Origin of the sequence: Pseudomonas yamanorum (assembly GCF_013386765.1) — a bacterium.
In the GTDB taxonomy this organism is placed as follows: Bacteria; Pseudomonadota; Gammaproteobacteria; order Pseudomonadales; family Pseudomonadaceae; genus Aquipseudomonas; species Aquipseudomonas yamanorum_A.
Map to the genome: position 1 here is coordinate 169131 of NZ_JACARE010000019.1, position 26624 is coordinate 195754.

General features: G+C 63.7%; 19 protein-coding genes. 7 read left to right on the top strand and 12 right to left on the bottom strand.

Annotated elements, in window-relative coordinates:
- Window positions 1-13 precede the first annotated feature (13 nt).
- Window positions 14-589, bottom strand: coding sequence for a flavodoxin family protein (locus HX875_RS16975; RefSeq protein ID WP_177044020.1), 576 nt, complete (start codon window positions 587-589; stop codon window positions 14-16).
- Window positions 590-703: 114 nt separating this feature from the next.
- Here HX875_RS16975 and HX875_RS16980 point away from each other — a divergent pair, with 114 nt between their 5' ends.
- Window positions 704-1288, top strand: coding sequence for a TetR/AcrR family transcriptional regulator (locus HX875_RS16980; RefSeq protein WP_177044021.1), 585 nt, complete (start codon window positions 704-706; stop codon window positions 1286-1288).
- Here the strand turns inward: HX875_RS16980 and HX875_RS16985 are convergent.
- From HX875_RS16985 to HX875_RS17010, 6 genes are all read right to left on the bottom strand, one after another.
- The gene (locus tag HX875_RS16985; RefSeq protein ID WP_177044022.1) at window positions 1268-3103 is read right to left on the bottom strand and encodes a peptide transporter; all 1836 of its coding nucleotides are present in this window, start codon (window positions 3101-3103) and stop codon (window positions 1268-1270) included. The two genes, HX875_RS16980 and HX875_RS16985, sit on opposite strands and share 21 nt — an antisense overlap.
- A complete protein-coding gene (locus HX875_RS16990; RefSeq protein ID WP_177044023.1) occupies window positions 3100-6012 on the bottom strand; it encodes a two-partner secretion domain-containing protein in 2913 nt (970 codons plus the stop codon). Before HX875_RS16990 ends, HX875_RS16985 begins: the two co-directional genes overlap by 4 nt.
- Before the next feature lie 10 nt (window positions 6013-6022).
- Complete coding sequence (locus HX875_RS16995; protein WP_177044024.1) at window positions 6023-9052, bottom strand: porin; 3030 nt, start codon at window positions 9050-9052, stop codon at window positions 6023-6025.
- Between the two features lie 45 nt (window positions 9053-9097).
- Window positions 9098-10147: a hypothetical protein gene (locus HX875_RS17000; protein ID WP_177044025.1), complete on the bottom strand. Its 1050-nt coding sequence runs from the start codon at window positions 10145-10147 to the stop codon at window positions 9098-9100.
- 97 nt (window positions 10148-10244) lie between these two features.
- Window positions 10245-11228 carry a hydroxyacid dehydrogenase gene (locus HX875_RS17005; protein ID WP_371321482.1) on the bottom strand — a complete coding sequence of 328 codons (984 nt, stop codon included), beginning with the start codon at window positions 11226-11228 and terminating at the stop codon, window positions 10245-10247.
- An 85-nt stretch (window positions 11229-11313) separates the two neighbouring features.
- Entirely contained in the window at window positions 11314-12678 is a 1365-nt protein-coding gene (locus tag HX875_RS17010; protein WP_177044051.1) for an MFS transporter, read from the bottom strand.
- A 154-nt stretch (window positions 12679-12832) separates the two neighbouring features.
- Between HX875_RS17010 and HX875_RS17015 the strand changes: the two genes are divergently transcribed.
- The gene (locus HX875_RS17015) at window positions 12833-13765 is read left to right on the top strand and encodes a LysR family transcriptional regulator (RefSeq protein ID WP_177044027.1); all 933 of its coding nucleotides are present in this window, start codon (window positions 12833-12835) and stop codon (window positions 13763-13765) included.
- The gene (locus HX875_RS17020) at window positions 13743-14636 is read left to right on the top strand and encodes a LysR family transcriptional regulator (protein WP_177044028.1); all 894 of its coding nucleotides are present in this window, start codon (window positions 13743-13745) and stop codon (window positions 14634-14636) included. The genes HX875_RS17015 and HX875_RS17020 overlap by 23 nt, the downstream gene beginning before the upstream one ends.
- Here the strand turns inward: HX875_RS17020 and HX875_RS17025 are convergent.
- Complete coding sequence (locus tag HX875_RS17025; protein WP_177044029.1) at window positions 14621-15529, bottom strand: LysR family transcriptional regulator; 909 nt, start codon at window positions 15527-15529, stop codon at window positions 14621-14623. The two genes, HX875_RS17020 and HX875_RS17025, sit on opposite strands and share 16 nt — an antisense overlap.
- A gap of 117 nt (window positions 15530-15646) precedes the next feature.
- Here HX875_RS17025 and HX875_RS17030 point away from each other — a divergent pair, with 117 nt between their 5' ends.
- The 3 genes from HX875_RS17030 to HX875_RS17040 all read left to right on the top strand — a co-directional run bounded on the left by HX875_RS17030 (window position 15647) and on the right by HX875_RS17040 (window position 18939).
- Complete coding sequence (locus tag HX875_RS17030) at window positions 15647-16312, top strand: RraA family protein (protein ID WP_177044030.1); 666 nt, start codon at window positions 15647-15649, stop codon at window positions 16310-16312.
- A 10-nt stretch (window positions 16313-16322) separates the two neighbouring features.
- Window positions 16323-17531, top strand: coding sequence for a pyridoxal phosphate-dependent aminotransferase (locus HX875_RS17035; RefSeq protein ID WP_177044031.1), 1209 nt, complete (start codon window positions 16323-16325; stop codon window positions 17529-17531).
- Between the two features lie 91 nt (window positions 17532-17622).
- On the top strand, window positions 17623-18939 hold the full coding sequence (locus HX875_RS17040; protein ID WP_177044032.1) for a cation:dicarboxylate symporter family transporter: 1317 nt from the start codon (window positions 17623-17625) through the stop codon (window positions 18937-18939).
- Between the two features lie 112 nt (window positions 18940-19051).
- On the opposite strand, the gene yghU is transcribed toward HX875_RS17040, so the two are convergent.
- The 4 genes from yghU to HX875_RS17060 are packed head-to-tail and all read right to left on the bottom strand — an operon-like array spanning window position 19052 to window position 25696.
- Window positions 19052-19885 carry a glutathione-dependent disulfide-bond oxidoreductase gene (gene yghU / locus HX875_RS17045; protein ID WP_177044033.1) on the bottom strand — a complete coding sequence of 278 codons (834 nt, stop codon included), beginning with the start codon at window positions 19883-19885 and terminating at the stop codon, window positions 19052-19054.
- Window positions 19878-21332 carry an efflux transporter outer membrane subunit gene (locus HX875_RS17050; RefSeq protein ID WP_177044034.1) on the bottom strand — a complete coding sequence of 485 codons (1455 nt, stop codon included), beginning with the start codon at window positions 21330-21332 and terminating at the stop codon, window positions 19878-19880. Before HX875_RS17050 ends, yghU begins: the two co-directional genes overlap by 8 nt.
- Complete coding sequence (locus HX875_RS17055) at window positions 21325-22506, bottom strand: efflux RND transporter periplasmic adaptor subunit (RefSeq protein ID WP_177044035.1); 1182 nt, start codon at window positions 22504-22506, stop codon at window positions 21325-21327. Before HX875_RS17055 ends, HX875_RS17050 begins: the two co-directional genes overlap by 8 nt.
- Window position 22507: 1 nt before the next feature.
- Complete coding sequence (locus HX875_RS17060) at window positions 22508-25696, bottom strand: efflux RND transporter permease subunit (RefSeq protein WP_177044036.1); 3189 nt, start codon at window positions 25694-25696, stop codon at window positions 22508-22510.
- A 233-nt stretch (window positions 25697-25929) separates the two neighbouring features.
- On the opposite strand from HX875_RS17060, the gene HX875_RS17065 reads away from it, so the two are divergent.
- Window positions 25930-26400, top strand: a complete 471-nt coding sequence (locus HX875_RS17065; RefSeq protein WP_256390387.1) for a MarR family winged helix-turn-helix transcriptional regulator — start codon at window positions 25930-25932, stop codon at window positions 26398-26400.
- The last annotated feature ends 224 nt before the right edge of the window (window positions 26401-26624 follow it).

Here is a 26624-nt window from a genome sequence, read left to right on the forward strand (position 1 = left end):
GAATGACTGCCGGTCAACTCGCAGACGTATCGCTGGTGAGTTTGAGGCGCCCGGCGATCTTCGCCACCCGCTCGCCGTAGAGCAGCGCGGTCTTCATGTCACCTTCGGGAATACCTGAGGCATCCGCATCCGCCGGGGCCTGTACGATCAGGCCCACCGAGCCGCCCAGGTTGTTGACGTCGTTACGGGTGGCGGCCACGGTGTTGGCCGGCAGCAGGCCCAGGCTGACCCAAATGCCGCCGTGCTGGGAGGCCAGGGTTTGCAGGCCGATCAGCGTGACCTGCTTGTCCCCGCTGAAGCTGGCACTCACGGTAAAGCCGCCAAACACCTTGTCTTGCCAGCCCCGGGTAAACCAATACTTGGCCGTGGCGTCCGAGAACTTCTTGAACTGCCAGGCGCTGGAGCCCATGTAGGTTGGCGTGCCGAAGATAATCCCGTCGGCGGCGCTCAATAGTTCCCAGCCGTCTTCGGGAATATTTCCGTGTTCGTCCACTTCCAGCAGCCGCGCGCCTGCACCTTCAGCCACGGTCTCGGCGACGCGGCGGGTATGGCCATAGCCAGAGAAAAACACCACTACTGTGTTGGTCATGTGCAGCTGTCCTGTCAAGATTTGAGAGTAAGCATACTGACCAGTCGGTTTGACTCTCGTCAAGAGGCGGCCCTAGACTCTTTTCAACGGTTTTTTGAAAAGGCGGGCATAACCATGGGACGACCCTCACGCAAGGACGAGCTGCTGGCAGCAGGCATCGCGGTGCTGCATCGCCAGGGCTATGCAGGCTCCTCGGTGGACGCCATCGTGGAAGAGGCCGGGATGCAGAAAGGCTCGTTCTTCGGGCATTTCGGTTCCAAGGAAGCCTTTGCGAGTGAAGCCCTCAAGGGCTATTTCAAAGGCTGGACCGGCAACGCGGAAGCCATTTTGGCTAACCCCGACCTGAATAACCGGGCAAAGCTTGAGGCTCTGGTGCGGATTTCCACGCCCGGGGACTGCGAGACCTACGGTTATGGCTGCCTGATCGGCAACCTGGCCGCCGAGATGAGCATGCGCCACGACGACGTGCGCAACACCCTGGTGGATATCCTTGCGGAGTGGACCAGGCCCTTTGCACAACTGGTGCGCGAGGGCGTGGCCAGCGGGGAGTTTCGCGCCGGGCTGGAGCCCGAGGCGACGGCGCGCTTTTTGATCAATGCGCTACAGGGAAGCGTACTGCGCGGCAAGGTGGACCGCACCACCGAGCCGTACGAGGATTTCCTCGCATTGGCCTCCACGTTACTGCTGGCGGATGCGTGAAAGCAACGCCTCGCCCAACGCCTCGGGCCGCCCGCTGAACAACGTTTGCAACGGCTGCGGCGACGCCAGGTGGCGGTACAACGCACTGCGCTCGGCGTAATTGCCGGCCAGGCGCACCGCCGCCTGCACGTACGCTTCAAGGGTCGGGGCGATGGTCCAGTCGGGCAAGCCGACCCGGCGAAACAACCCCTCGTCGATATGCTCGAACACCTGCGGCCCGGTCTTGCACACGCCCGGCAGGCCGACCGTCAGCGCATCGATGATGCCGTTGGTGTTGCCGAACGGGAACGGGCTGAGGAACAGGTCGCAGCGATTCAGGGTGGCCATGTAATCCGCGTAGGGCTGGTGCGGGTACACCGTGGCATCGCCCACGTAGCGCTCGATCAGGCGCACCAGTTGCGGGAACAACAGGCCCTGGGCCTGGCCCACCAGAAAGTGAAAACGCACGCGCTTGCCGGTCTCGCGCAAGGTGCTCAGGGCGATCGCCTGGCACGCGCGCAAAAACGTCGGGTTGAGTTTCATGGTGGTCGCTGCAATGGCGATGTTCACCACCGGCGCGTCGAGCCGCTCCAGCCGTGGCAGGTCGACGCTGATGGCCGACGGACGATACGGCTGGCCATCGGCAGGCAAGCGCAGCAGGTGCTCGCTGAAGCAGGCCGGATCACCGACAAAATCCTCTTCCACGCTGATGCAGTCGATATGCCGCGAACCGGTAGTTGCCGGATGCCCCAGCGCCGCCACCTGCAACGGTGCAAAGCGCAGGTTGCTGGCAAACATCGTGATCTGGAACATGCCGACGCTGGGCATGTAGAACACCTCGGGCCGGCGTGATTCGGCCAGTGCCGTCAGTTCCCGCAGGCAGGCGAACAAGTCATCCGGCCGGGCCAGCTCGATAAACTCATCGAACACTTCACGCCCCAGCGCATCCACGTTGGCGCCGTAGCCGACTGCGACCACGTGAAAATCCCGTCGAGCGGCCTGCAGGGTCAGCGAGTGGGTGCGGTAGATCGAATGCCCGCCGGAAAACCATTCCAGCAGCACCAGCATCAGCGGCTTTTCCCGGGCGACCGGTGCTTGTGGCACCACGCTGCGGATGCCCAGGCTTTCCAGCTTGCGTTCGATCAGCGTATTGATCGAGGCCTTGATGCGGTGCCGCTCCGGCAGGTCGGCGTAGCTGCAATGCATGTACACATCGTGCAGCACGTTCAGCGGCAGCGCGTCGAGGCTGTCGAGTTGCTCAAGGCGCCCCGGCAACCAGGCCAACAACGCCTCGCGCTTGGAATGGGCCGCCGGGGTGCCGAGAAAGCGCGGCGACATCAACGCCATGAACAGCGCCGCCGCCAGCGTCGGGTTTTGCGCCCACAGCAGTTCCACGTCCAGCGGCAATTGCGACTCGGGGGAATACAGCAGGCAGAACTTCACCAGGTCCTGTTCGGCAATCCGGTAATCGCCGCCCGGGCCCAGCAGGTTCAGCGAGCGCAGGATGTGGTCGCAGTTGACGAAGGCGCTGGCGGCAAACAGTGATGACAGCCAGCGTTGCAGGTTGATGAGCTGGCCAAAACCGTTGGGGCTGATGCTGAAACCCGGGTCGGAAAACAACGCGGTGATGGCGCTGGTGAGCCGGGTCAACACGTGGCTTTCCAGCTCTCCCGGGCTGATCGCCGGGGACACCGACAATGAGAACTGCTCCGACAGTTTGCCGTAGTTGCGATCGATCAACTGCAGCAGGCGCACCAACTCCCGGGCGCCGCCTTCGTGGTCGCGGGTGTAGCACAGGTATTCGAACGTCTCGAGGGAAAACACCGGATCATTCATCGGGTTTGCACCACGTCGATGTTCACCTCGTCGGCGGCGCTGCCCATTGCGGTGAGGTGATAGTCCGGCGCCAGCGGCTGGCTCCAGGCACCGCCCACGGCTTGCGCCTGCTGGTACTGGCGAGTGGGTTCGCTGGCGGTTTCCAGCAGCCCGTTGTGGATCAGCCCGCCACGGCTGATCAGCACCGCGCCGTTGCCGCTGGCGGTCAGGGTGGTGACGTCGTCGGTGTGGGTGATGTAGTTGGCGGAGGGTGTATCGAGGTCCAGGCGCAGCAACCCGTCCGCCACCTGCAGCAGGTTGTTGCCGTGATCGAAACTCAAGGCTGCACCGCCGCCGCTGCCATTGAGGGTGATATTGCCGCCGGCGCCGGTCATCACGTTGTTGTAGCCCTTGGCATTGGTGGCGCTGAAGGCAATCCCGGCGCCCGAACCTTGCGCCGTACCCTGCAGGCTGATATCGCCGCTGCCGGAGAGAATATTCACCCCGTTGCCAGGGCCCGACGCACCGCTGCGAATACTCAAGCCCGCCGCACTGGAAGCCGGCCCGGCGCGCCCGTTCAACGTGATGTCGCCGCTGGCCGTCGACACGTTGATCACCGAACCGGTGCCGGTGGAGTTGAGGGTCGTGCCCGCATCCCCGTCACTGCTGCCATCGATGAAAATATCACCGCCCCGGGCCGCGTTCAGCGTGACTGTACCGGTGCCGGAAGACGCGATAAACACACCGCGACCGGAGCCGCTGTTGCCCTCTATGGTCAAGGTGCCGTCGCCCACACTGAGGGTTTGCGCAGAGGTCGCCGCCGTCGAACACACCAGCACGCCGGACCCCGACACGGCACTGCCGCGCAACGTGACATTACCGCTGCCGCTGGCCGCGATGGTGTTGCTGGTGCTGAAAATCCGTGTGCCGTTGCCGCTGCCCAGGTTGGTGCTGTCCACCGTGATCGAGCCCGCGCCCGCCGTCAGCAGCTTGCTGCCGCCGGTAAGCACGAACGCATCGCCGGTGCCAGTGCTGCTGGCTTGCAACGCGGTAAGGCTGATATTGCCGCCGCCGGCATCAATGGTGCTGTTGCTGATGGTGATCGCCGTCGCGGTGGAGCCCGCCGCCAGTGTTGAAGAAGTGGCGCCCCGCAGGTTCACGTCGCCGCCCTTGGTGGTGAGCCGCGTGCCGTTGCTCAGGGAAATCCCCGTGCCGTTGCTGACGTTGGTGCTGGCCCAGGACTGGTCCGGCTGCACCGCACCGCTGATGGTGAGGTTGCCGCCGTTGGTGCTGATGGTGGCGTTGCTCAGCGCCACCGAACCGTTGCCGCTGTTGTTGAAGTTGGAATACAGCGACACGTTCAAGGTCTTGCCGTCGGCGGCGCTGATGCTGGTATTGGTCATCACGATATTGCGGTGGGCCTGCAAGGTCAGGGTGGCGTTGCCCACGCCCTTGACGTTGTCCAGCACGTTGATGTCTCCCGACGTGCCGGCGCCCGAGGAGGTGCACACAAGAATCTTCGCACCTTCGGACAGCGATGCGTTGAGGGTCGCCGAACTCAGGTTGGAGCTGCCACCGGCATTCGGCGTGAACGGCGAACCGGTGGATGTGCCGGAACTGGCGCCCTTGGTGATGTTGATATTGAACGGATCGATCAGCCAGGTACCGCCCTGGCCGGACACTGCGCTGAGGTCGACGATGCCGGTGATTTCCAGGGCATGCCCGGAGGTCTCCACCAACCCGCCACGTCCCTGGCTGCCAGCGCCGCTGACGCTGATGCCGCCGTGGAATTGGGTGCTGTCCTTGGACCAGAGGATCACCTTGCCGCCGTCGCCGCTGCTCAAGGCGTTGGCGCTGATGTGCGCGTCCTGGCCCATGAAGGTGCTGTCGGCCTCATGCACATTGCCGCCGCCCTGATAGTCGCCGCCCATCAACACGGTGCCGCCGCCGATATCACCGTCGGCATTGATGCGGCCGCTGTCAAACAGGCCGACGTACTGCCCGGTCATGGTCACGCTGCCGCCCCGCTCGCCCGCATTGCGCCCCGACACATCGAGCACGCCGCTGTTGACCACCACCCCGTTGCTGCCGCCGTCGAGAATGATCCGGCCGTTGCGCTGTTCCAGGCTGCGGGCCTCGATCACGCCTTCGTTGTTCACCACATTGCTGAGCATCGCCTGGGAGTCCCGGGCGCTCATGGCCACGGCGCCGCCGTTGGCACTCAACAGCCCGCGGTTGACCACACTGGCGCCGATTGCCGGGTCGTTGACTTCCAGATTGATCAGCCCGTCGCCGTTAAAGTCGAGGGTGATTTTCTCACCGCCGCCCAGCACCACCGAGCCCAGCCGCGCGACCACCGTGCCTTCGTTCAGCACCTGGCTGCCGAGCAACGCGACACTGCCGCCGTCTTTGGCATTGATGGTGCCCTGGTTGATCACCGCACCCTTGCCTTGCCCGGCGAATACGTTTTTACCGGCCATGAAATCGCTGTTGGAGATGTCCAGAGAACTGGCCACCAGGCCACCCACATCCACCATCGAGCCGGCGCCAAACAGTACGCCCGAGGGGTTGATCAGGAACACCTGGCCGTTGGCATTCAGGTGCCCGAGGATCTGCGAACCGTCGCTGCCGGTGACGCGGTTGAGGGCAATCGAGGAAGCGCCCGGTTGCAGGAAATTAACCTGGGCGCCGCTGCCGATATTGAAGGTGTCCCAGGTGGCGATCAGCTTGTCGCTGCCTTGGTGCACCGTCATTACATTGCCGTTGCTGACGATGGTCCCGCTGCCGGCGATCACCTGGCCGTTGGTGGGCAGTGCGTTGCTGTCCAGGGCCAGCGCCGGGATGGGCACCAGGCTGTACAGGGCGCACAACACGGCAAAACTCAGGGGCTTGAGCACCGGCAATTCGGCTTTGGATGGATGCGTCTTCATGGCCTTCTCCTCAGAACGAATAGTTGATGCCAGTGCCGATGGCGCTGATGGTGGTGCCCGCGCCCGGCGAGTAGCCGCTGGCCGCGGTGACGCCGGTCAGGGCGAAGTTGTAGTTGGCCAGGGAATTGTTTTTCAACAGCACGTACTGGCCGAACAGGTCGATGCGCTTGGTCAGTTTGTAGTTGGCGCCGACGGCGTACTGGGTGGCCCCCATGCCGTGGGTATCGCAGTCGGGCGCAGCCGCGCCGATCATCTCGCACTTGCCAGGCAGGGCCTTGCCGTAGGTGGCCTTCAAGGTCCAGGCGCCGATCTTGTGGGAGGCGCCCACCAGGTAGGCGCGGCGGCGGTAGCGCGACAGGTCGCTGGAAGTGGTGCTGGTGTTGACCACCCCGTCTTCGGAGTACGACAGGTCATCGGCGATCACCGACACTTCGGTGTCACCAAAGTCATAGCCCAGGCCGTAGCGAAAGCTGAAGTCGTCCGAGGAGGTGCCGTCGGTGACATGGGTGCTGCTGCCCAGGCCCCGGGCGTTGCGGCCCAGGTCGGCAATCCCGAAATAGTTGATGTGCCGCTCGGCCGCGAACACGGCGGTGAAACCACCATTGTTGTAGGTCAGGCTGGTGCCGTAGATGTAGCCCTTGTCCACATCATTGGCCACGCTCATGCCGTTGTTCGAGTACGCCAGCTTGAGCTGCAGGCCGTTCCACACCGGCGTCCAGTATTCCACCACGCCGGACTGCCGCCGGTTGAACGCCGCATCGCCATTCACCGCCGTGTCGTCATAGCTTTGCGGACCGACAACATTCGTCGACAACCCCGCGCTGAAGCCCGGCGAGCCGATGATGTTGAAGTACGCGGCGCTGGTCTTGCCGTTGAACGGATCGAGTGTGGTGGTGGCTTCTTTCATCGGCATGTCCCACACGCCATACAACAACGTGCCGTAATCGGTGTTGTTGAACGCCGCACCGGTGTTGCGCAACTTGGTGCTCGGGGACGCCGAGGGGTTCACCGATTTGTCGTCGCTCGCGGTGTAGTTCATCGAGATGCCGTATTCCAGTTGCCAGAGCAGTTTCCAGTCGTCGCTCAGGCCGTAGCCGCCGTGCACGCCGATGGCCGAGACGTTATCGCGGGCACGCCAGAAGCTCGACATATTGCGCCCATTCGGCGTAGCCAGGCGGTTCTGGTTGGCGGGCGCGGCCGGCGTGGCGCCGTGACGGTCAACGTATTCGGGGACGATGCCGAAGTCGCCGTAGATCACCGTGTCGGTCTCGGCCACGGCGAAATCCTCGCCCTTGGAACCCAGGTCACTGGCCAGCCCGGCAAACGCCTGGGGCGAGCCGGTGACCGAGAACCAAAGGCGCTTGGCGGCGCGGTCGTCGCTGGTGGGATCGTCGCCCGGGGAAAACGCCAGGCTGGCATTCATCACCAGGTCGCGGTGATAGAGGTTCACGCCCAGGCCGTAGCCGTAGCGGCTCAGGTGGTTTTCGCTGCGGTCCCATGGGTCCTTGTTGACCCGCACTTTGCCGGCGTCGGCGAACAAGGTGCCTTCGGCGATGGCCCCGGAAAAGTTGCCGAGGTATTTGCGCAGTTCAAGGCGGCCCAGCACACCTTCGTCGCCGGCCACTTCGCCCACCGGGTAGGCGCGAACGCCGTTGGGGCCGCCGAGGCTGAGTTTTTCCGAAGAGTCGAGGTTCTTGTTGGCCCACTGGGCGGTTACCGAACCAAACAGCGAGTAGCCGTTGCCGATGGTTTGCAGGCGGCTGAAGTTGAAGTTGGTCTTCTGGTAACGGCCTTCCGCCCGGGCGGTCAGGGCATCCAGCGACGCGTCGATGGGGGTGTTTTTATCCAGGTAACCAATGCCGTAGGACAGGCTCCAGGCGTTGCTGCCCTGCCAGTCATCGCGCCAGTTGCCGTAGAGGGTGGCGCTGCGAAACACCGCCGCTTTCTCCACGGTAAGGCCGCCGGCGCTGTCTTCGAAACGTCGGTGGTCCTCACTCAGGTTGAAACTGATGTTGCTGTCCCGCGAGCGCAGCAGCGAGCTGTTGATGAACACCGACGACACTTCGGCGGTGCCGCCCGCGTTGACGCCCTTGAGGTTTTTACCAATGGCGTATTCCAGCTCGGCATAGTTGGCGCCCACCGAGATCCCGGTGGCCCCCAGCGGCTGCTGATAACCGACACCCTTGATGTCCAGGCCCTCGAAGGTGTTCTGCGAGTTGACGGTAAAACTGTCGCCCACACCGAAGGCGTCGTTGAGGCTGACGCTGGAGGTGAGCCGATTGGAACCGGTGTAGTAGTTGCCGTAGTTATCGATGGCGGCCCGGGCGGTGATGGCGGTCATCTCGCTGAGCTTGAGCACGATGTCGGCCGCGCCCGGCTGCTGCGATGGCCGCAGGATCGCGCGCACCGCCACCCCGGTGATGTCCGAGAGGCGCAGCAGCACGCGCTCCAGGTCCTGTTCACGAATGATGGTGCCCGCGGGCAAGGCGTCGACAAACTGCTGCTGCACGCCGGGGCGCAGGCGCACGTTGGCATCCGGCAGCGCACTGACCTGGCCGATCACCCCTTCGGAAATCCCGATGATCACCTGGCCATTTTGAATGTCCTGGGCCGGCAGATACGCCCGGGCCACCAGGTAACCGCGGGCACGGTACAACGCGGTGACCCTTGAAGCGGCTTCCCGCAGGCCATCAAGGCCGAGGGTCTGTTGGGTGTACGCCAGCAACTGCGCCTGCACGTCGGCATCGCTGACTTGCCGGTTGCCCTGCACGGTAAAGCGCTGCACCACCAGCTTCACGGTGGAGGGGCTCGGCGCACTCTGGGGCTCATCGTTCTGGCTTTCGATACGCACGCTGCCGGGCCGGGCGGCCTGGCCGCTTTCGGTGGGGCGCAGCACCGAGCGGCTCGAATCGAACAAGGTGCCGGAGGACGGCAAGGTGTCTGCCTGGGCGTGCAGGGCAATCAACGTGGCAGCCAGCAAGGTCAAGCGGCCAGGCCCCAGGGCGCGATGCGCCCGGGTAAACGGGAGGTGTGGGCTCATACGGTTCTCTTATTGTTTTTATCGAGACGCAGCGGGCGGTGAGTCTTAAGGGAAGAGGATCCGGGCGACGTCCTTATCGCCGAACAACCGTGCGGCGTTGTGGCCAATACCGGGGATCGTGTACTGCGGATGGCGCAGCGGCACCTGCCATTTGTTCGACAGGAAGCCTTCATAACCGACGTACGTCAGTTGGCGCTGCAGCCGGGTTTCGCCCTGGTAATTGGCCCCGCAGGAATTGTCCAGCACGCGGCTGGTGGGGTTGTTGTCCTGGGCGCCCACGAGGTAGGTCACGTCCCGTGCGGCGTAGCGGGTGAACAGCTGGCGCCCGGTCAGGTGCTGCATTTGCAGGTATGCCGGGGCGGCTTCAATGCCGTAGCGGTAGCGGTTATAGCTGGGGCACAGGATGCTCACGACGGGGGCGAACGCGCCGTCCTGCAAACGGTTTTCGTCGACGTACAGGTAGTTCGACGGGCTGGCGATCACGTAGCGGATGGTCAGGCCATGGGCCTTGAGACCGGCATCGAGGTCGTTGACCACGGCGTAGCGCTGCATCAGCTGTGCGCCTGCCGAGTGGCTGACCATCACGATTTCCTTGAGGGCCGGAAAGCGCTGGCGGTCGGAGAGGTAGCGCACCACATCATCGAGCACCTGGAAGGCCGGGATGCCCTTGTGGCCGTACTGCGATTCGATGCCGTGCATCCACCTGTCCCGGGGCCACAGCGGCATGTCATCGCTGACGCCTGAATCCTGCGGGGTGAGGAAGTTGGGGGCCAGCAACAGGGTGCGTTCGCCAGGGAGTTTGGCGTTGCCCATCAGCTTGCGGCCGGTCTTGAAGTACTGGTCGGCGTCGCGTTGTACGCCGTGAACGATCACCACCGCGCGTTCGATGGATTTGGGCGGGTTGTACAGATCGGCATTGGCGTAGATCAGGAACGGGTAAGCCTGATCGTCATGGCCCAGGCGCAGGACCTGGCGGGCGTCGACGTCGCGCTTGTCGCTGGCGTCGGCCTGGATATCGACTTTGGCGCAGCTGGTCACGCCCACCATCAAGGCGAAGGAGACCAGCACGGTGGCGAAGGTTTTGCTGCGCTTCATGTAGGCAGTTCTCTTGTTTTTTGCGAAGCCTATCAGCGCCGTCCTCCTATGAAAAATATCTAAATAATGCGGTTTGAATACTTTAAAAATATGGTGTTCACCCCCTGGCCTGGCGCAGCCGCTCACAAAACCGCTCCCACACTTGCGGGTTCAGCAGATGCGCCGGACGCTCGCCCCGCAGCATCAAGGCGATCTGTTGCGCCGACGACCTCGCCACATTGCGCCGCCCACCGTGAGTGACGCCCGCCGTGTGGAAGGTGGCGACTACATTGGGCAGCGTCATCAATGGTGCGTCCTGCGCCGGCGGCTCGTAGGCCCACACGTCGAGGCCGGCACCGCCAAGGTGGCCGCTGCTCAGCGCCTGGAACAGCGCTGCTTCGTCGTGAATACCGCCACGGGCAGTGGAGACAAACACTGCGGCCGGCTTCATCGCCGCGAACTGTTCGGCACCCATCAAGTGCTGAGTCGTGGCGTTCAACGGGCAGTGCAACGACACGTAGTCACTGCGCCCCAGCAACGCCTCCAGCGTCACCGGCTGTGCGCCCCGGGCGTGGATTTGCTCGGCGCTGAGGTACGGATCGTACGCCAGCACTTCCAGGCCAAAACCCTGGGCGATGCGCGCCGTGCGCTGGCCGATTTCGCCGAGGCCGATCAGCCCCAGGGTGTTGCCGTGGATCTCTTCGCCCATCAGGTCTTCACGGCTGAAACCCCGTTCGCGGCGCAGCTTGGTGTCGGACTCGACGATGCGCTTAACCACTGCCAGCAGCAAACCGAAGGTGTGTTCCGCCACCGAGAACGCATTGGCGCCGGCCTGGTTCACCACCGCAATACCGGCACGGGTGCAGGCCTCGACGTCCACCGTGTCAAAGCCCGCGCCGCCGGAAGACACGCAGAGCAGATCAGGGCACTGGGCGATCAACGCCTCGTTGACGAACCATGCCCGTGGCAGCTCGTCCTTGGCCGCCGACACATGGTAGGCATGGGCCCGGCTCAAGGCCGCCAGGGTGCGCGGGTCCTCGCCTTGATGAGCCAGCACCTGCAACGCCAGGTTGGCCTCGCTGCGAACCAGATCGTCAAACACGGGGCTGATCCATAAATCGAGCCGACAAACCTGCATGACGCGCGACGAATCGTTCATCCGGGATCCTTCAATGAAAGTGAGTGGTTCAGGGTTTGGCGTGAGCCAGGGGCGATGCCAAGGGCTCGCCGTGATCCTGCACACGTGCAGCGGGCCGAGGTTCGATCATGGTCAGCACGATGGCGAAGGTGATCAGTGAACACACACCCAGAAAGCCGAACACGTAGTCCCAACTGAAGCTGTCCAGCAACAGGCCGACCACGAACGGCGCGAAGGCCCCGCCCAGCGAGCCGCCGGTATTGACGATGGAGGCGGCAAACGGCACCCGGTCCTTGGTCGCCAGGCCCATGGGGTACACGAGGAAGGTCGAAAAACCGATATTGAGCAACACACCCGCCAACAGGAATACCGCCGCCAGCAGCGCCGGGTCGCTCGGTGAATGCAGCAGCACAAACATCATCACCACCGTGGCCAGCGAGCTGATCAACATGGCCGGCTTGCGGCGCTTGTCGAAGACCCGGTCCGACAGCCAGCCGCCCAGCAGGTTGCCGATCACCGCGCCCACCCAGGGGGCCGATGCCACGGCGCCCATGGTGATCACCGAGAACTGCTTGACGGTGATCAGGTAGGTCGGGATCCAGGTCATGATCGAATAGGTGATGCCCACCATCATGAAATAGCCGAACGCGCAGGCCCACACATTCCACGACGCCAGGATGCTTTTGTTGTCGGCCAGGGGTTTGACGTCGCGGCTGCGAATCAGCCTGTCGACCCATGCCGGCATGCGCACCATGGGCCTGGCTACCACTTGCCCGTGCACTTCGGTGTCCTGGATATGCCGCACTTCGCTGGGCGAGACATACGGGCTTTCCGCCGGATCATCCTTGACCAGCCACCACCACAGCAGCGCGACAAAGAACCCCGGCACGGCAAAGAAATAGAACACCTCGCGCCAGCCATACAGGTGCACGATCCAGGCGCACAACGGCGGTACGAAGGCCGGGGCGAACTTGATGGAAGACATGAAAATACCGGTGGCCAGGCCCTTCTCGCTCGGCGGGAACCAGCGGTTGATGATCGACACGATCCCGATATTGATCGGCCCTTCCGCCGCCCCCAACAAGGCCCGCGCCAGCTTCAGTTGCAGCACGCTGCTGGTGAAGCCGATCAAGAGCGTGGCCAGGGAGGTCAGCACCAGGGAGCCGGTCAGCAGCTTGCGGATGCCGTACTTGCCGAACAGGTAGCCGGCGGGAATCTGCACGATGGCGTAGGTCAGGTAAAACAGGCTGGCCAGGGCACCGATGTCGGTGTTGCTGAGGTGGTATTCCTGCTTGATGAAAGGCACCACCACGCCGATGTTTGCGCGGTCGGCACCGGCGACCATGTATGCCAGGAAAAACAGGGCCGCCACAACCCAGCGAAAGCCGCTGGCAGGCTTGGAGTCCGCTTTCATTTCTTCACCGATTTTATTGGATTTATGGTCGGTAACTTCGTGAAGGGTCATTCACGCCAGTAGGCCGTGAGCCAAATAGTGCCGAGGAAATTTAAGTAGACATAGGGATATTCCGTGAACTAAAAATATTCCAAAACCAGATGAGATCGTACCCGTGGCCACCTTCAAACAGCTGGAAGCGCTGATCGCCGTGGTCGATCACGGCACCTTCGACGGCGCTGCCACGCGCCTGGGGCTGGTGCAATCGGCGATCACCCGGCAGATCCAGGAACTGGAGCACTGGCTGGGTTTCCCGCTGTTCGACCGCAGCGGGCGCAGCGCCAAACCGACCCTGATGGCCGCCGAAGTCGTGACCCACGCCCGGCAGGTGCTGCTGCAACGCGACATCGTCAGCAGTTGCCTGATCAGCCCCGAGGTGTTGAGCCGCAAACTGCGCATCGGCATCACCGAGCTGAGCGCCCTGACCTGGCTGCCGCGCCTGATCAAGGCGATTGCCACCCACTACCCCAAGGTGCGCATCGAGCCGGAAGTGGAGCTCAGCGTGCGCCTGCACGGGTTGCTGATGGCAGGCCAGGTGGACGTGATCGTGGTGCCGGATGCCTTCAGCTCCAACGGCCTGGTCAAGGTCGCGCTGGATGAAGTGCGCAACAGCTGGTTCTGCGCCCCCGGCCTGCTGGACCACCAGCGCCCGCAGGCCCTGGAAGACCTGACCCGCTACACCCTGCTCACCCAGGGCAAGCTCTCGGGTTCGGGGTTGCTGGTCGACCGCTGGCTGGCTGCCCGGCACGCCAGCCCTCGGGCGCATATTCCCTGCAGCAGCCTGGCCGCGCTGGTGGGCCTGACGGTGTCGGGGCTCGGCGTCACCTACCTGCCCGACTCCACCGCCGCGCCCTACCAGGCGAGCGGGCAACTGGTGCGGCTGCGGGTGGAGCCGCCGCTGCCATCGACGCCGTATGTGGCGCTGGCCCGGGCCGACAGCTACAGCCCGTTCCAGCGGCATGTCATTGAGTTGATCCATACCCATTGCGACCTGCACCACCCCTATCAGCGGGAGGGCCTTGAGCATGATCAACCTCAAGCAGATTGAAGCGTTCTACTGGACCCTGAAACTCGGCACGCTGCAGCGGGCGGCCACGCAGTTATTCCTCACTCAATCGGCGGTCACCAAGCGTTTGCAGGAGCTGGAAAAACAGGCGTGCCTGCCGCTGTTCGAAGGCTCGGGGCCCAAGGCGCACTTGAGTGCCAAAGGCGCTGAACTGCTGGAGGCCTGTGAAGGTTTGATCGACAGCCTGGCCAGGCTTGACGGGCTGCGGGGCGCGTCGCGGCACACCCTGCGCACGGTACGCATGGGGCTCACGGAGCTGGTGACGGTGACCTGGTTTTCGGACTTTGCGGCGCGGGTGAAAGCAGTGCATCCGGAGGTGGCGTTGCATCCGGATGTTGATCTGTCGGCGTCGCTGCAAAGGAAGCTGCTGGATGGCGACCTGGACCTGGTGGTGATCCCGCAGGACTACGTGACGCCGGCGATGGCGGCGATCGATCTGCAATCCGTCGAATTTACCTGGCTGGCGCCGGCGAGCCTCGCGCTGCATGCGCGCTCGCTGTCCCTCAAGGAACTCGCGCAGTGGCCCATCATTGTCCAGGGCACGCACTCGGGGATTACCCAGCGTTGCGAGCAGTTGTTTGCCCGGGCGGGGATCGAGTTCAACCGGGTGTATGGCAGCAACAGCCTGTTCGCACTGGTGGCGTTGATCCGGGCCGGGGTTGGGGTCAGTTGTTTACCCCGGGGGCTGTTCGGCGATGAGATCCGGCGCGGCGAGCTCCAGGAAATGCTCCTGGAGACCCCGCCCGAGCCAGTCAACTATCAACTGGCCTTCCTCAAGCATGGCCACCTCGGCCTGACCGCCTCCCTGGCGGAACTGGCCAGCCAGTGCGCGGCGGCTCACACAAACCGCTGAAGCAACAGCCGGGAAAAATCACAGCATTGGCGGGCCAGTTGCGCGACATTGCGGTTCAAACCCAGCTGGCGGTCCGAGCGATGCAGGGCCACATAGCGGATGCTCGGCAAGGCCGGCTCGGTGACCAATACCCGCAACGCCCCCGCCTCCACCAGGTGTGAAAGGCACGCGGTGGGCAGGTAGCTCACGCCCACGCCCGACAGGGTCAAACCCACCTGAACCAGCAGGTTGTGACTGGTCAAGGTGCGTGGCAGCTGCACCTCGTGGGCCGCCAGCCAGCGCTCGTACGTCAGGCCGGTGCCCGACTGCGAGCCCTGGGTCAGCACGGTGTAGTCCGCCAACACCCCGAGGCTGACCGGGTCGTTGTCAGGGATCAGTCCGGGCACGCACATCCAGGCGTTTTCCACACTGCCCAGCGGCGTACTCAGGAATCGCGAATCACTGTAGGCATCGGGCACGATCACCAGGTCCAGTTGATCACTCTCGAGCTTGCGAAACAGCTCGCTGCTCAACTCCACCGACGGTTCGATCTGCACCTTGGGGTAGGCCTCGCGCAATGCCTCGACCAGCGCGGGCAGCCAGGTCAATGCCGTCAGCTCGGTGACCCCCAGGCGAAACCGGCGCACCAGCACTTCCCGAGCGCTGACCCGTTCCAGCAGGTAGTCGCGGCGTTCCAGCAGGTCCTTGCCGTAGTCCAGCAGCTCGGCGCCTTTTTCGGTCAGCCGCGCGTTGCGCTTGCTGCGGTCGAAGATCTGCACATCGAAGGTTTCTTCCAGCTCCTGGATGCGCTTGGAAATCGCCGACTGCGACATGTTCAGCTTGTTCGCCGCCGCCTCGAAACTGCCCAGCTCGGCAATCCAGTACAACGCGTCGATTTGCTTGAACGTGATCATCGGCCACCTCCCATGAGAAAAAGCGATCCTATCAGATAATAAAATATCGCTAAAACTGTATGTTCATCGCTCCTAAGATCTAGCCACAGACCCATAAGATCAATCGGAGTTACAGCCATGTCCTTGCCCGGTTCCCGCATCCTCCCCAACCCGCCACTGGCCAGCGCCGAGGTGCTTGAAGCGTTTGCCCAGGTGGTCACCCCGCACATCAGCGACAACCTCGGCCGGCACATCGGCGCCCGTGGGCTGAACCGCTACAACCGTACCGGCAAGCTGGTGGGCACCGCGCTCACGGTGAAAACCCGCCCCGGCGACAACCTGCTGATCTACAAGGCCATGAGCATGCTGCAGCCGGGCCACGTGCTGGTGGTGGACGCCCAGGGCGATACCAACAACGCGGTGATCGGCGAGCTGGTCAAGCTCTACGCCCAGCAGCGCGGCTGCGTGGGGTTTGTGATTGATGGGGCGATCCGGGATGTCGCCAGCTTCGAGGACACCCCGTGCTACGCCCGCGCCGTGGTGCATTGCGGGCCGTACAAGACCGGCCCGGGCGAGGTGAATGTGCCGGTGTCCATCGGCGGCATGCTGATCAACCCGGGCGACCTGCTGGTGGGCGATGAAGACGGCCTGGTCGCCTTCTCCCAGGCCGACGCCGCCGAGGTGCTGCGCAAGGCCGCGCAACACGCGGCCCATGAGGAAGAAGTCAAAGCCGAAATCGCCACCGGTGCGGTGCGCCAGAGCTGGATGGACAAGGTCCTGAAACAGGCCGGCCTGGCAGACTGAAGGAGCCATCATGAGCACTGCATTTCTCTCCGCTCGGGTACTGGGCATTGCGCCCTCCCCGAGCATCGCGGCCAATGCGCTGGTGACCGAACTGCGCGCCCAGGGCCGGGACATCGTCAACTTCACGGTGGGCGAGCCGGATTTCGATACCCCGGCGCATATCCTCGAAGCCGCCAGCGCCGCGATGCACAGCGGCGACACCCACTACACCGCTACCAGCGGTACTCTCGCCCTGCGCAAGGCGATCTGCCTCAAGCTCAAGCGTGATAACCAGCTGGATTACGGGCTGGACGAAGTGATTGCCGGCTGCGGCGGCAAGCACATCATCTATCACGCCCTGGCAGCGACCCTGAATCGCGGCGATGAAGTCATCGTGCACACGCCGTATTGGGTGTCGTACCCGGACATCGCGCGGCTGAATGATGCGACGCCGGTGATCATTCCCGGCGACGAGTCACTGGGGTTCAAGCTCTCGCCGCAAGCCCTCGAACAAGCGATCACCCCACGCAGCAAATGGGTGATCCTCAACAGCCCGAACAACCCCAGTGGCGCGGTGTACAACGAGGCCGAAATGCTGGCCCTGGCCGAAGTGCTGCGCCGTCACCCCCATGTGCTGGTCATGGCCGACGAGATCTACGAGCACTTCGTCTACGACGATACCCGGCATGTGTCGCTGACCCGGCTCGCACCGGACCTGAAGCCGCGCACGCTGATCGTCAACGGCGCCTCCAAGGGCTACGCCATGACCGGCTGGCGCCTGGGTTTCGGGGCCGGCCCGGCCTGGCTGGTTGCGGCCATCGCCAAGTTGCTCTCGCAAACCACCACCTGCCCCAGCTCCCTCAGCCAGGCCGCGGCGGTGGCCGCATTCGCCGGCGACCAGGCGCCCATCGCCGGGATGCGCGAGGTGTACCAGCAACGCCGCGAACGCATGCTGAGCCTGCTTAAGGACATTCCCGGGGTGAGCTTCACCCCACCGGACGGCGCGTTCTACGTGTTCGCCAACGTTGCCGGGCTGATGGGCAAGACCACGCCCCACGGCGAGCAGATCGACAGCGACACCCAGCTGGCCGAGTACCTGCTGCGCGAACACGGCCTGGCGACGGTGAGCGGCGCGGCGTACGGCATGTCGCCGTATATCCGCCTGTCTTTTGCCAGTTCCCTTGAAGTGATTGAAGAAGGTTGCCGTCGCCTGAATGAAGCGTGCCATCGATTGCGCTGACGGATTCCCGCCCCACTCGGCGGCCAAGGATGGCCGCTCATTGACTGCCTAGAACAACACTCATAATCATTGATATAAATGAGGCATTCCCATGCACAAGCCCCGCATCGCGCTGGTCTGGCAAATCCTGATCGGCTTGCTCGCCGGCATCGCCATCGGCGCCCTGCTGCACCGGTTCCCCGAATCCCGGCCGTGGCTGGTTGAAAACCTGCTGCAACCGGCGGGCGATATCTTTATCAAGCTGATGAAGATGATCGTCGTGCCCATCGTGTTTTCCTGCATGGTGGTGGGCATTGCCGGGCACGGTGACGGCAAATCCCTGGGGCGCATCGGGGTCAAGTCCCTGAGCTATTTTTTCTGCATCACCACCCTGGCGATCATCGTCGGGCTGGTGATGGGCAACCTGCTTAAACCCGGCGCCGGCACCGAGTTGTCCAGCCTGCAAGCCAGTGCGGTGACCTTGCCCACCAGCAGCGCCGGCGGTGGTCACAGCCTGGGGCAGATCATCGTCGGGATCATCCCGGACAACGTGATCAATGCGATGGCCCAGGGCAGTTTGCTGTCGGTGCTGTTCTTTGCGGTGATGTTTGGCCTGGGGGTTTCGCGCCTGCCGGCCGAGCGTAAAGACCCGGTGATTGCCCTGCTGCGCGGGGTGTCTGAGGCGATGTTCAAGGTGACGTCGATGATCATGGCCTACTCGCCCATCGGCGTGTTCGGCATGATCGCGGTCACCGTGGCCAACTTCGGTTTCAGCTCGCTGCTGCCGTTGGCCAAGTTGATCATGGTCAGCTACGTGTCGATCGCGTTCTTCGTGCTGGTGGTGCTCAACCTGGTGGCGCGCCTGTGCGGGATCAACCTGTTTGCGCTGATGCGGCATATCAAGGATGAGCTGATCCTGGCGTTCTCCACGGCCAGCTCCGCGGCGGTAATGCCGCAACTGATGAAGAAGCTCGAAACCTACGGCGTGCCGCCTTCGCTGGTGAGCTTTGTGGTGCCGGTGGGGTATTCGTTCAACCTGGACGGTGCTTCGCTGTTCCTGGGGATCGGCACGTTGTTTGTGGCGCAGTTGTATGGCATCGACCTGAGCCTTGGCGACCAGGCGCTGCTGGTGGTGACCATGGTGCTGACGTCCAAGGGCGCGGCCGGGGTGCCGGGGTTCATGTTCGTGATTTTGTCGGCGACCCTCGCGAGTGCGGGCTTGCCGTTGGAGGGCATCGCCTTTATCGCCGGGGTGTATCGCCTGATGGAAATGCCGACCACCGCGTTGAATGTGCTGGGCAATGCCCTGGCACCGCTGGTGATCGCCAAGTGGGAACGACGCGAAGGCGCCGCTGACACCTGTGGCGAGGGAGCTTGCTCCCGCTGGGCTGCGAAGCGGCCCCAAAACCTGCCCCCACGTTCTACCTGAAAGAATGCGGGGTGCTTATTGGGGCCGCTTCGCAGCCCAGCGGGAGCAAGCTCCCTCGCCACAGCAAGCTCCCTCACCACAGCAAGCTCCCTCTCCACAGGGAGCGCTGTTGTCAGTCGAGGTCCGACGCGTCATGACGCTCGCGCAATTGCTCTGACGGCTCGCCCGAAACACGATTCACCCGGCGCCCTCGCTGCACCGCCGGCCGCGCTTCGATGGCATCGGCCCAACGCACCACGTGCTGGTAATCCTGCACCGAGAGAAACTCACCCGCCCCATACAAGCGGCCTTTCACCAGGCCGCCGTACCACGGCCAGATCGCCATGTCGGCGATGGTGTATTCATCCCCCGCGATGTATTCGTGCTCGGCCAACTGCTTGTCCAGCACGTCCAGCTGGCGCTTGGTTTCCATGGCGAAACGGTCGATGGCGTATTCGATCTTGGTCGGCGCGTAGGCGTAGAAATGTCCGAAGCCACCGCCCAGGTACGGCGCGCTGCCCATCTGCCAGAACAACCACGACAGGCACTCGGCACGGGCCGCAGGCTCGGTGGGCAGGAACGCACCGAACTTCTCGGCCAGGTACTGCAGGATCGCCCCGGACTCGAACACCCGGATCGGCTTGGGCCCGCTGCGGTCCAGCAATGCCGGAATCTTCGAGTTCGGATTGACGCCCACGAAGCCGCTGCCGAACTGGTCGCCGTCGCCGATCTTGATCAACCACGCATCGTATTCCGCGCCGGTGTGACCCAGTGCCAACAGCTCTTCCAGCAGGATCGTGACTTTCTGACCATTGGGCGTTGCCAGCGAATACAGCTGCAACGGATGACGGCCTACCGGCAATTCCTTGTCGTGGGTCGCGCCGGCGACGGGCCGGTTGATGCTGGCGAAGGTGCCGCCGTTTTGGGTCTTCCAGGTCCAGACTTTTGGCGGTACGTAATCAGTCATGCTTGTTACTCCTTGGGTTCAATTCCGGGGTGTCGGCCAATTCCGCCAGGTTCCAGCCGCCACCCAATGCCTTGATCAGCCCCACATTGGCGCTTAACTGTTGAGTCTGCAGATCCAGCACAGTTCGTTGTGCCTGCAACGACGCGACCTGCGCCGTCACCACGTCCAGGTACGCCGCGCCGCCCTGGCGGTACCGCGCCAGGGACAAGTCCTCGGCGTACTGCGCGGCAGCCGCCGCGTCTCGCTGGTCTGCCAGGGCAGTGTCGAGCCCCGAGATGATCGACAGGTTGTTCTCCACCTGTTCGAACGCGGTCAACACTACACCACGATACTTGGCCGCGGCTTCATCGGTGGCCGCCTTGGCACTGTCGACACCGGCCTGACGCGCGCCACCGTCAAAGATTGTCCCCACCAGCGACGGGCCAATCGCCCAGAAAATATTCGGCGCGCTCAACAGGTGCGCGAACTCGTCACTCTGGAAACCACCTTGGGCACTCAGGGTGAGGGCCGGGAACCAGGCGGCTTTGGCCACGCCTATGCGTGCGTTGGCCGAGGCGATCCGGCGTTCAGCGGCGGCGATGTCCGGGCGGCGCTGCAACAGCGTCGACGGCACGCCGGTGGGTACGCCGGGCAAGGCGATATCCGCAACACTGGGGGCAATCGCGTAGGTCGATGCCGACTCACCCAACATCGCCGCTATCGAGTGTTGCAGCACCGCGCGCTGCACCAGGTTCTGGCTCAGCTGCGACTTGACCGTCGACAGTTGGGTACGCGCCCGTGCCACGTCCAGGCCAGAGACGATGCCGCCGCCATGCAAGCCTTCGGTGAGGCTCAGGGCCTTGGCATAGGCGTCGGTGGTTTGTTGCAGCAACTGGTCCTGGCGGTCGATGCCGCGCAGGCGGATGTAGCTGTCGGCCAGTTGCGCCTGCAGGCTCAAGCGTACCGAGGCCAGGTCGGCCCTGGCCGCCTGGGCATCGCTGGTGCCGGCGGCCACGGTGTCGCGCACGCGGCCCCACAGGTCGACTTCATAGTCCACTTCCACGCCAACGGTCCCCGAATCGTAGACATTCGGCGGGCTGGCCGAGCGCAACGGGCGCGTGTCGGACTGGCGAATACGCTGGGCATTACCGGACCCGATGACTTTCGGAAACAGCCCGGATTGCGCCTGGGCCAAAAACGCCTGGGCCTGGGAATAGTGAGCCAGTGCGGCACTCAGGTCCGGGTTGTTTTGCAGCAGCTGTTGCTCCATCGCATCCAGTTGCGGGTCCTTGTAGATCTGCCACCAACCGTCGCGACTCGCTTGGTCGTTCGGCGTGCCGACGGTCCACGGGCCTTGGGTATGGAATTGCGCAGCCACGGGCACATCGGGCACGTCCAGCGGCGGCGCAAGGTGGCAGGCGCCCAGGCCCAGGGTGGCGGCCAATACCAGGCAAGTGCGCTTAGCCATGGGGTTTGGCCTCTGGAGTATTGGCGGCCAGTTGCACCGAATCGTCGTCGGCCAGGCCGTCGGGCGGAGTGTCGATCACGCGGTCGGTGGCGGCCAGGCCGCTGCCGATTTCCACGCTGTCGCCGAAGTCACGGGCGATGGTCACGGTCTTGAAGTGCACGTGATTGTTCGTATCCAGGGTCGCCACGCGCATGCCCTTGTCATCGAACACCAGGGCACTGGCGGGCAAGCGCAGCACGTCGGTCTGCACCGGCAAGTTGAACTGCACGCTGGTGTAGGCGCCCGGCAACAGGCGGCTGCCGGGGTTGTCCACCAGCAGCTGTACCAGGGTGCTGCCGGACGCTGCGTTCACGGCATCGGCGGTGGCGATCACCTTGGCGTTGAAGGTTTCACCGCGATATTCCGGAACGCTCAAGCGAGCCACGGTGCCTACCTGAATCTGCGGCGCCGACGATTGCGGCACCTGCACATACACCCGCAGGCGGCTGACATCGGAAACTGCGAACAGCTCTTTGCCGGTGGCGCCACCGGCATTGATCAGCGCGCCCACATCAGTGGAACGCGCGGTCACCACACCGGCGAACGGCGCGGTCAACCGCTGGAAGCCCTTGGTGGCGATCAACTGGTCGACGTTGGCCTTGGCCGCGACCACCTTGGCCTGCTTGGCGGTCAGGTCGCCGGTGCGTTCATCCACGTCCTGGCGCGATACCGAGTCCGAGGAAAGCATCGCCTGCCAGCGCTTGGCGGTGGTTTGCGCCAGCGACTCGTCGGCCTGGGCCGAGGCCAGCACGGCCTTGGCTTGCAGCAGTTGTTGATCGAGCTCCGGCGTATCAATTTCAGCCAGCAGTTGCCCGGCTTTCACGTGGTCGCCGATGTCGACATTCCAGGTCTTCAGGTAGCCGTTGACCCGGGCAAAGATCGACGCCCGGGAGTACGCCTCAAGGCGCCCCGGCAGGTTCAGGATCGGGCCCTGGGGCTGCACGCTCGGGGTGATCAGGTTCACGCTGGGCAAGGCCTGGGTGTCGGTCCAGGTTTTCAGGTCACGGGATTCGCTGGCGCGCACCCCGATGCCGAACACCACCACGGCGACGAGCACTACCAGCCCCAGCACCAGCCAGAGCAGACCACGGGATTTACGGCGGGGTGAACCCGGATTGGAAACGGAAGTGGACATGTCAAACCCCTTGAGTGGCGGTGGTCGCAAGCGTGGCGTGCTGACGCCGCCCGTGCACAAGACTGAAAATCAGCGGAACCAGAAACAACGTGGCAATGGTGGCGAAGGCCAGCCCGCCGATGACCGCACGGCCCAGCGGAGCGTTCTGTTCACCGCCCTCCCCCAGGCTCAGGGCCATCGGCGCCATGCCGATGATCATCGAGATGGCAGTCATCAATACCGGGCGCAAACGGGTAAAGCCGGCTTCCAGCGCCGCCTGCACCGCGTCACCGTGCACCGCGAGACGTTCGCGGCAGAAGCTGACCACGAGGATCGCGTTGGCGGTGGCCACGCCCATGCACATGATCGCCCCCGTCAGCGCCGGCACCGACAGCGGCGTGTGGGTGATGAACAGCATCCACACGATCCCCGCCAGCGCTGCCGGCAAGGCGGTGATGATCACGAACGGGTCGGCCCAGGACTGGAAGTTGACCACGATCAGCAGGTAGATCAGCACCACTGCGCCGAGCAGGCCAAACAGCAAGCCACTGAAGGCCGCGTTCATGGTTTGCACCTGGCCCTGCAACAGCACCTTGGAACCGGTGGGCACTTCGCTGGCGTGGGCGGCGATGATCGTCTGGATGTCGGCCGCCACGGCGCCGAGGTCACGGCCCTGGATCGCGGTGAGGACCTCGACCACCGGCTGGATATCCGACTGGGTCACCACCGAGTTGGCGTGGCTGCGTTCGATGGACGCCAGGCCGCCGAGGGTCTGGTCTTGCGCCGCACCCGGGCTGCCGCTCAACGGCAGGTTGTGCAGCGCGGCCAGGGTGTCGAGGCCGTATTGCGGGGTCTGCATCACAATCGGGTAGGACACGCCATTGGCCGGGTTGAGCCAGAACGTCGGCGCCACCTGGCTGGAACCCGCCAGGTTGACCACCAGGCTGTTGGTCACGTCGCGCTCGTTCAGGCCCACCAGTTGGGCCTGGGTGCGGTCCACATCGATCTTGAAGGTGGGCAATTGCCGCGACTGCTGGATCCGCGCATCCACCACCCCCGGCACCCGGCGAATTTCCCGCAGCAAGGTGCTGGCATAAGTGAAGTTGGCCGGCAGGTTATTCCCGGCGATTTGCACATCCACCGGCGCTGAAGAACCGAAGTTGAGGATCTGCCCGACGATGTCGGAGGCCGGGAACGAGAACACCGCATTCGGGAATTCACGGGGCAGCCGTTCGCGCAGTTCGCGCATGTACTCGGCGGTGGGACGATGGCCCTCTTTCAGGCTGATCTGGATGTCGCTGTCCTGGGAACCGACGGTGCCGGTGTTGTTGTAGGCCACGTTGATCCCGCTGATGGCCAGGCCGATGTTGTCGACGATGGCCGCCAGCTCCTTGGGCTCGATCACTTTATGAATGGTGTTTTCGATCTGCGACACCAGCCGCGCATTGCTCTCCACCCGCGTGCCGACCGGCGCCCGCACATGCAGCAGGATCTGCCCGGAGTCGACGTCGGGGAAGAAGTTGCGGCCCAGGAATGGCACCAGCGCAAACGACACCGCGACAAACGCCAGCATCGCGATCACCGCGATACGCCGATGGTGCAAGGCACTTTCCAGCGCCCCATGGTAAACCCCGCGAAACGCCTCGAACTGGCGCTCGAACCCGCGCTGGAACTTCACCAGCGGGTTGCTCGACGGCGCCACCACCGGCGTACCGTCCGCATGATGTTCATGAGGCTTGAGCAGGTAGTTGGCGAGGGTCGGCACCAGGGTTCGCGAGAGGATGAACGAGGCGATCATTGCGAAAATCACCGCTTCGGCCATCGGCACAAACAGGAAGCGCGCCACGCCTTCCAGGAAAAACATCGGCACGAACACGATGCAGATACACAGCAGCGAGACAAACGCCGGGGTGACGATCTGCGCCGCGCCGTCGAGGATCGCCGTCTCCACCGGCTTGCCCTGTTCCAGGTGCCAGTTGATGTTTTCGATGGTCACCGTCGCGTCATCCACCAGGATCCCCACGGCCAACGCCAGGCCGCCGAGGGTCATGATATTGAGGGTTTCACCGAGGGCCGACAGCGTGGCAATCGACGCCAGGATCGCCAGCGGGATCGACGTGGCGATGATCACCGTGGAGCGCCAACTGCCGAGGAACAGCAGGATCATCAGGCTGGTCAACGCCGCGGCAATGATCCCTTCACGGGCCACCCCGCTGATGGCCGAACGCACGAACAGCGACTGGTCGCCGATCAGGTCGATATTCAGGTTGGGCGGCAAGGCAGCCTTGTTGTCCGCCAGTTTGTCCTTGATGCCGGCGATCACCCCGAGGGTCGAGGCCGAGCCGGTCTTGAGCACCGGCAGCAGCACGGAGCGGTTGCCGTTGACGTGCACGATATTGGTTTGCGGCGGGTTGCCGTCACGCACGGTGGCCACGTCACGAATCAACACGGTGGTGCCGTCGGCGGTCTTGATCGGCAGGTTTTCCAGGTCGTGGAAATCCGTCGGCGAGTTGTTCAGTTGCAGGTTGAACTCGTAGCTGCCGATCTTTTGCGTGCCCACCGGGGTGATCAGGTTCTGGGTGGCCAGGGCGTTGGCCACGTCCTGGGCCGAGAGACCCCGGGCCTGCATGCGCGCCGAGTCGAGGTCGATCTGCACCTGGCGGGTCTTGCCGCCGAACGGGTATGGCAGCGCGGCACCGGGCACGGTGGTGAGCATCAGGCGCACGGTGTTGAGGCCAATGTCGCCCAACTTCTGTTCGGTGAGGCCTTTGCCGGACAATGCCAGTTGCACGATCGGCACCGTAGAAGCGCTGTAATTGAGCACCAGCGGCGGCGTGGTACCGGGCGGCAGTTGGCGCAGGATGGCCTGGGACACCGAGGTGACTTGTGCGTTGGCCGTACTGATATTGACGCCCGGCTGGAAGTACACCTTGACGATGCCGAAGCCGTTCAACGACTGCGCCTCGATATGGCGGATGTCGTTGACCGTGGTGGTCAGCACCCGTTCGAAGGGCGAGGTGATACGGCCGGCCATCTGGTCGGGTGGCAAGCCGGTGTACTGCCAGATCACGGCAATCACGGGGATACGAATTTCGGGGAAGATGTCGGTCGGGGTACGCCAGGCCGCGAGCGGGCCCACAATCAGGATGAAAATGGCCAATACCAGGAAGGTATAGGGGCGCCGCAATGCGATGCGCACAAGGTTGAGCATAGGTGTGATCCAGACAGGAAGTTGATGACTGAAGGAGGTACCAAACAGCGCTTCCCTCCTGCCCCGCCCGTCTGTGATCCGGGCCAACTGCACTGACATCCGGTCAAAATAGAGGCATATGCCACGATATAGCGTTTAGAGGCATACGCAACTAATTTGTTGCAATGTGTGTCAATATTCATCTTGCCGGATTAACGTTTGGTTAACCCTTTAGCTGTAGCGAGTGACCGCCCGTGAAATGTGCACCGCCCACCCTGAATAGCCCCAGCACCTGCTCCAACGGAGCCGTGCGTCGCGCGTCCCGGCGCATGGCGCAGATCTATGACGAAGCGTTTGTGCCGTTTGGTCTGAAGGCTACCCAGTATTCGCTGATGAACCACATTGCCAATGGGGACGCGCCGAAGATGCGTGACCTGGCGCATTCGCTGGTGATGGATTTGTCGGCCCTGGGGCATACGCTCAAGCCGCTGGTGCGCGATGGGTTGGTGGTGTTGCAGGTGGACGAGTTGGATCGCCGTAGTCGGCGGGTGTTGTTGACCGATGCGGGGCAGCGTAAGTACGAGGAGGCGCGGGTGGTGTCTCGGGAGATGGCGGTGCGGTTTGATGAGGCGTTTGGGGCTGAGGCGGCTTGCGAGCTGCGTAAGGCCATGGATTTTATTGCGTCTGATGAGTTTGCTCGGGCGTTGTTGGGTAAGGGTGGGTGATTGGGGGCATATCCGTTTCTTCGGTTATGGCCGCTATGGGTTCCGCTCTTACAGCGGCTCACTTTTGAAAAGCGCAAAAGTAAGCAAAACGCTCTTGCCCCACCACTCGGCACCTCGCCTAGGCTCGGTGTGCCCGCACTCCGGCATTACTCCGCGGGCCGCCGCGACGGGGCGTCCCTGCCCCGTCGCGGCTAAACCGGCGTCCTGCCGGTTTACCCGCTCCG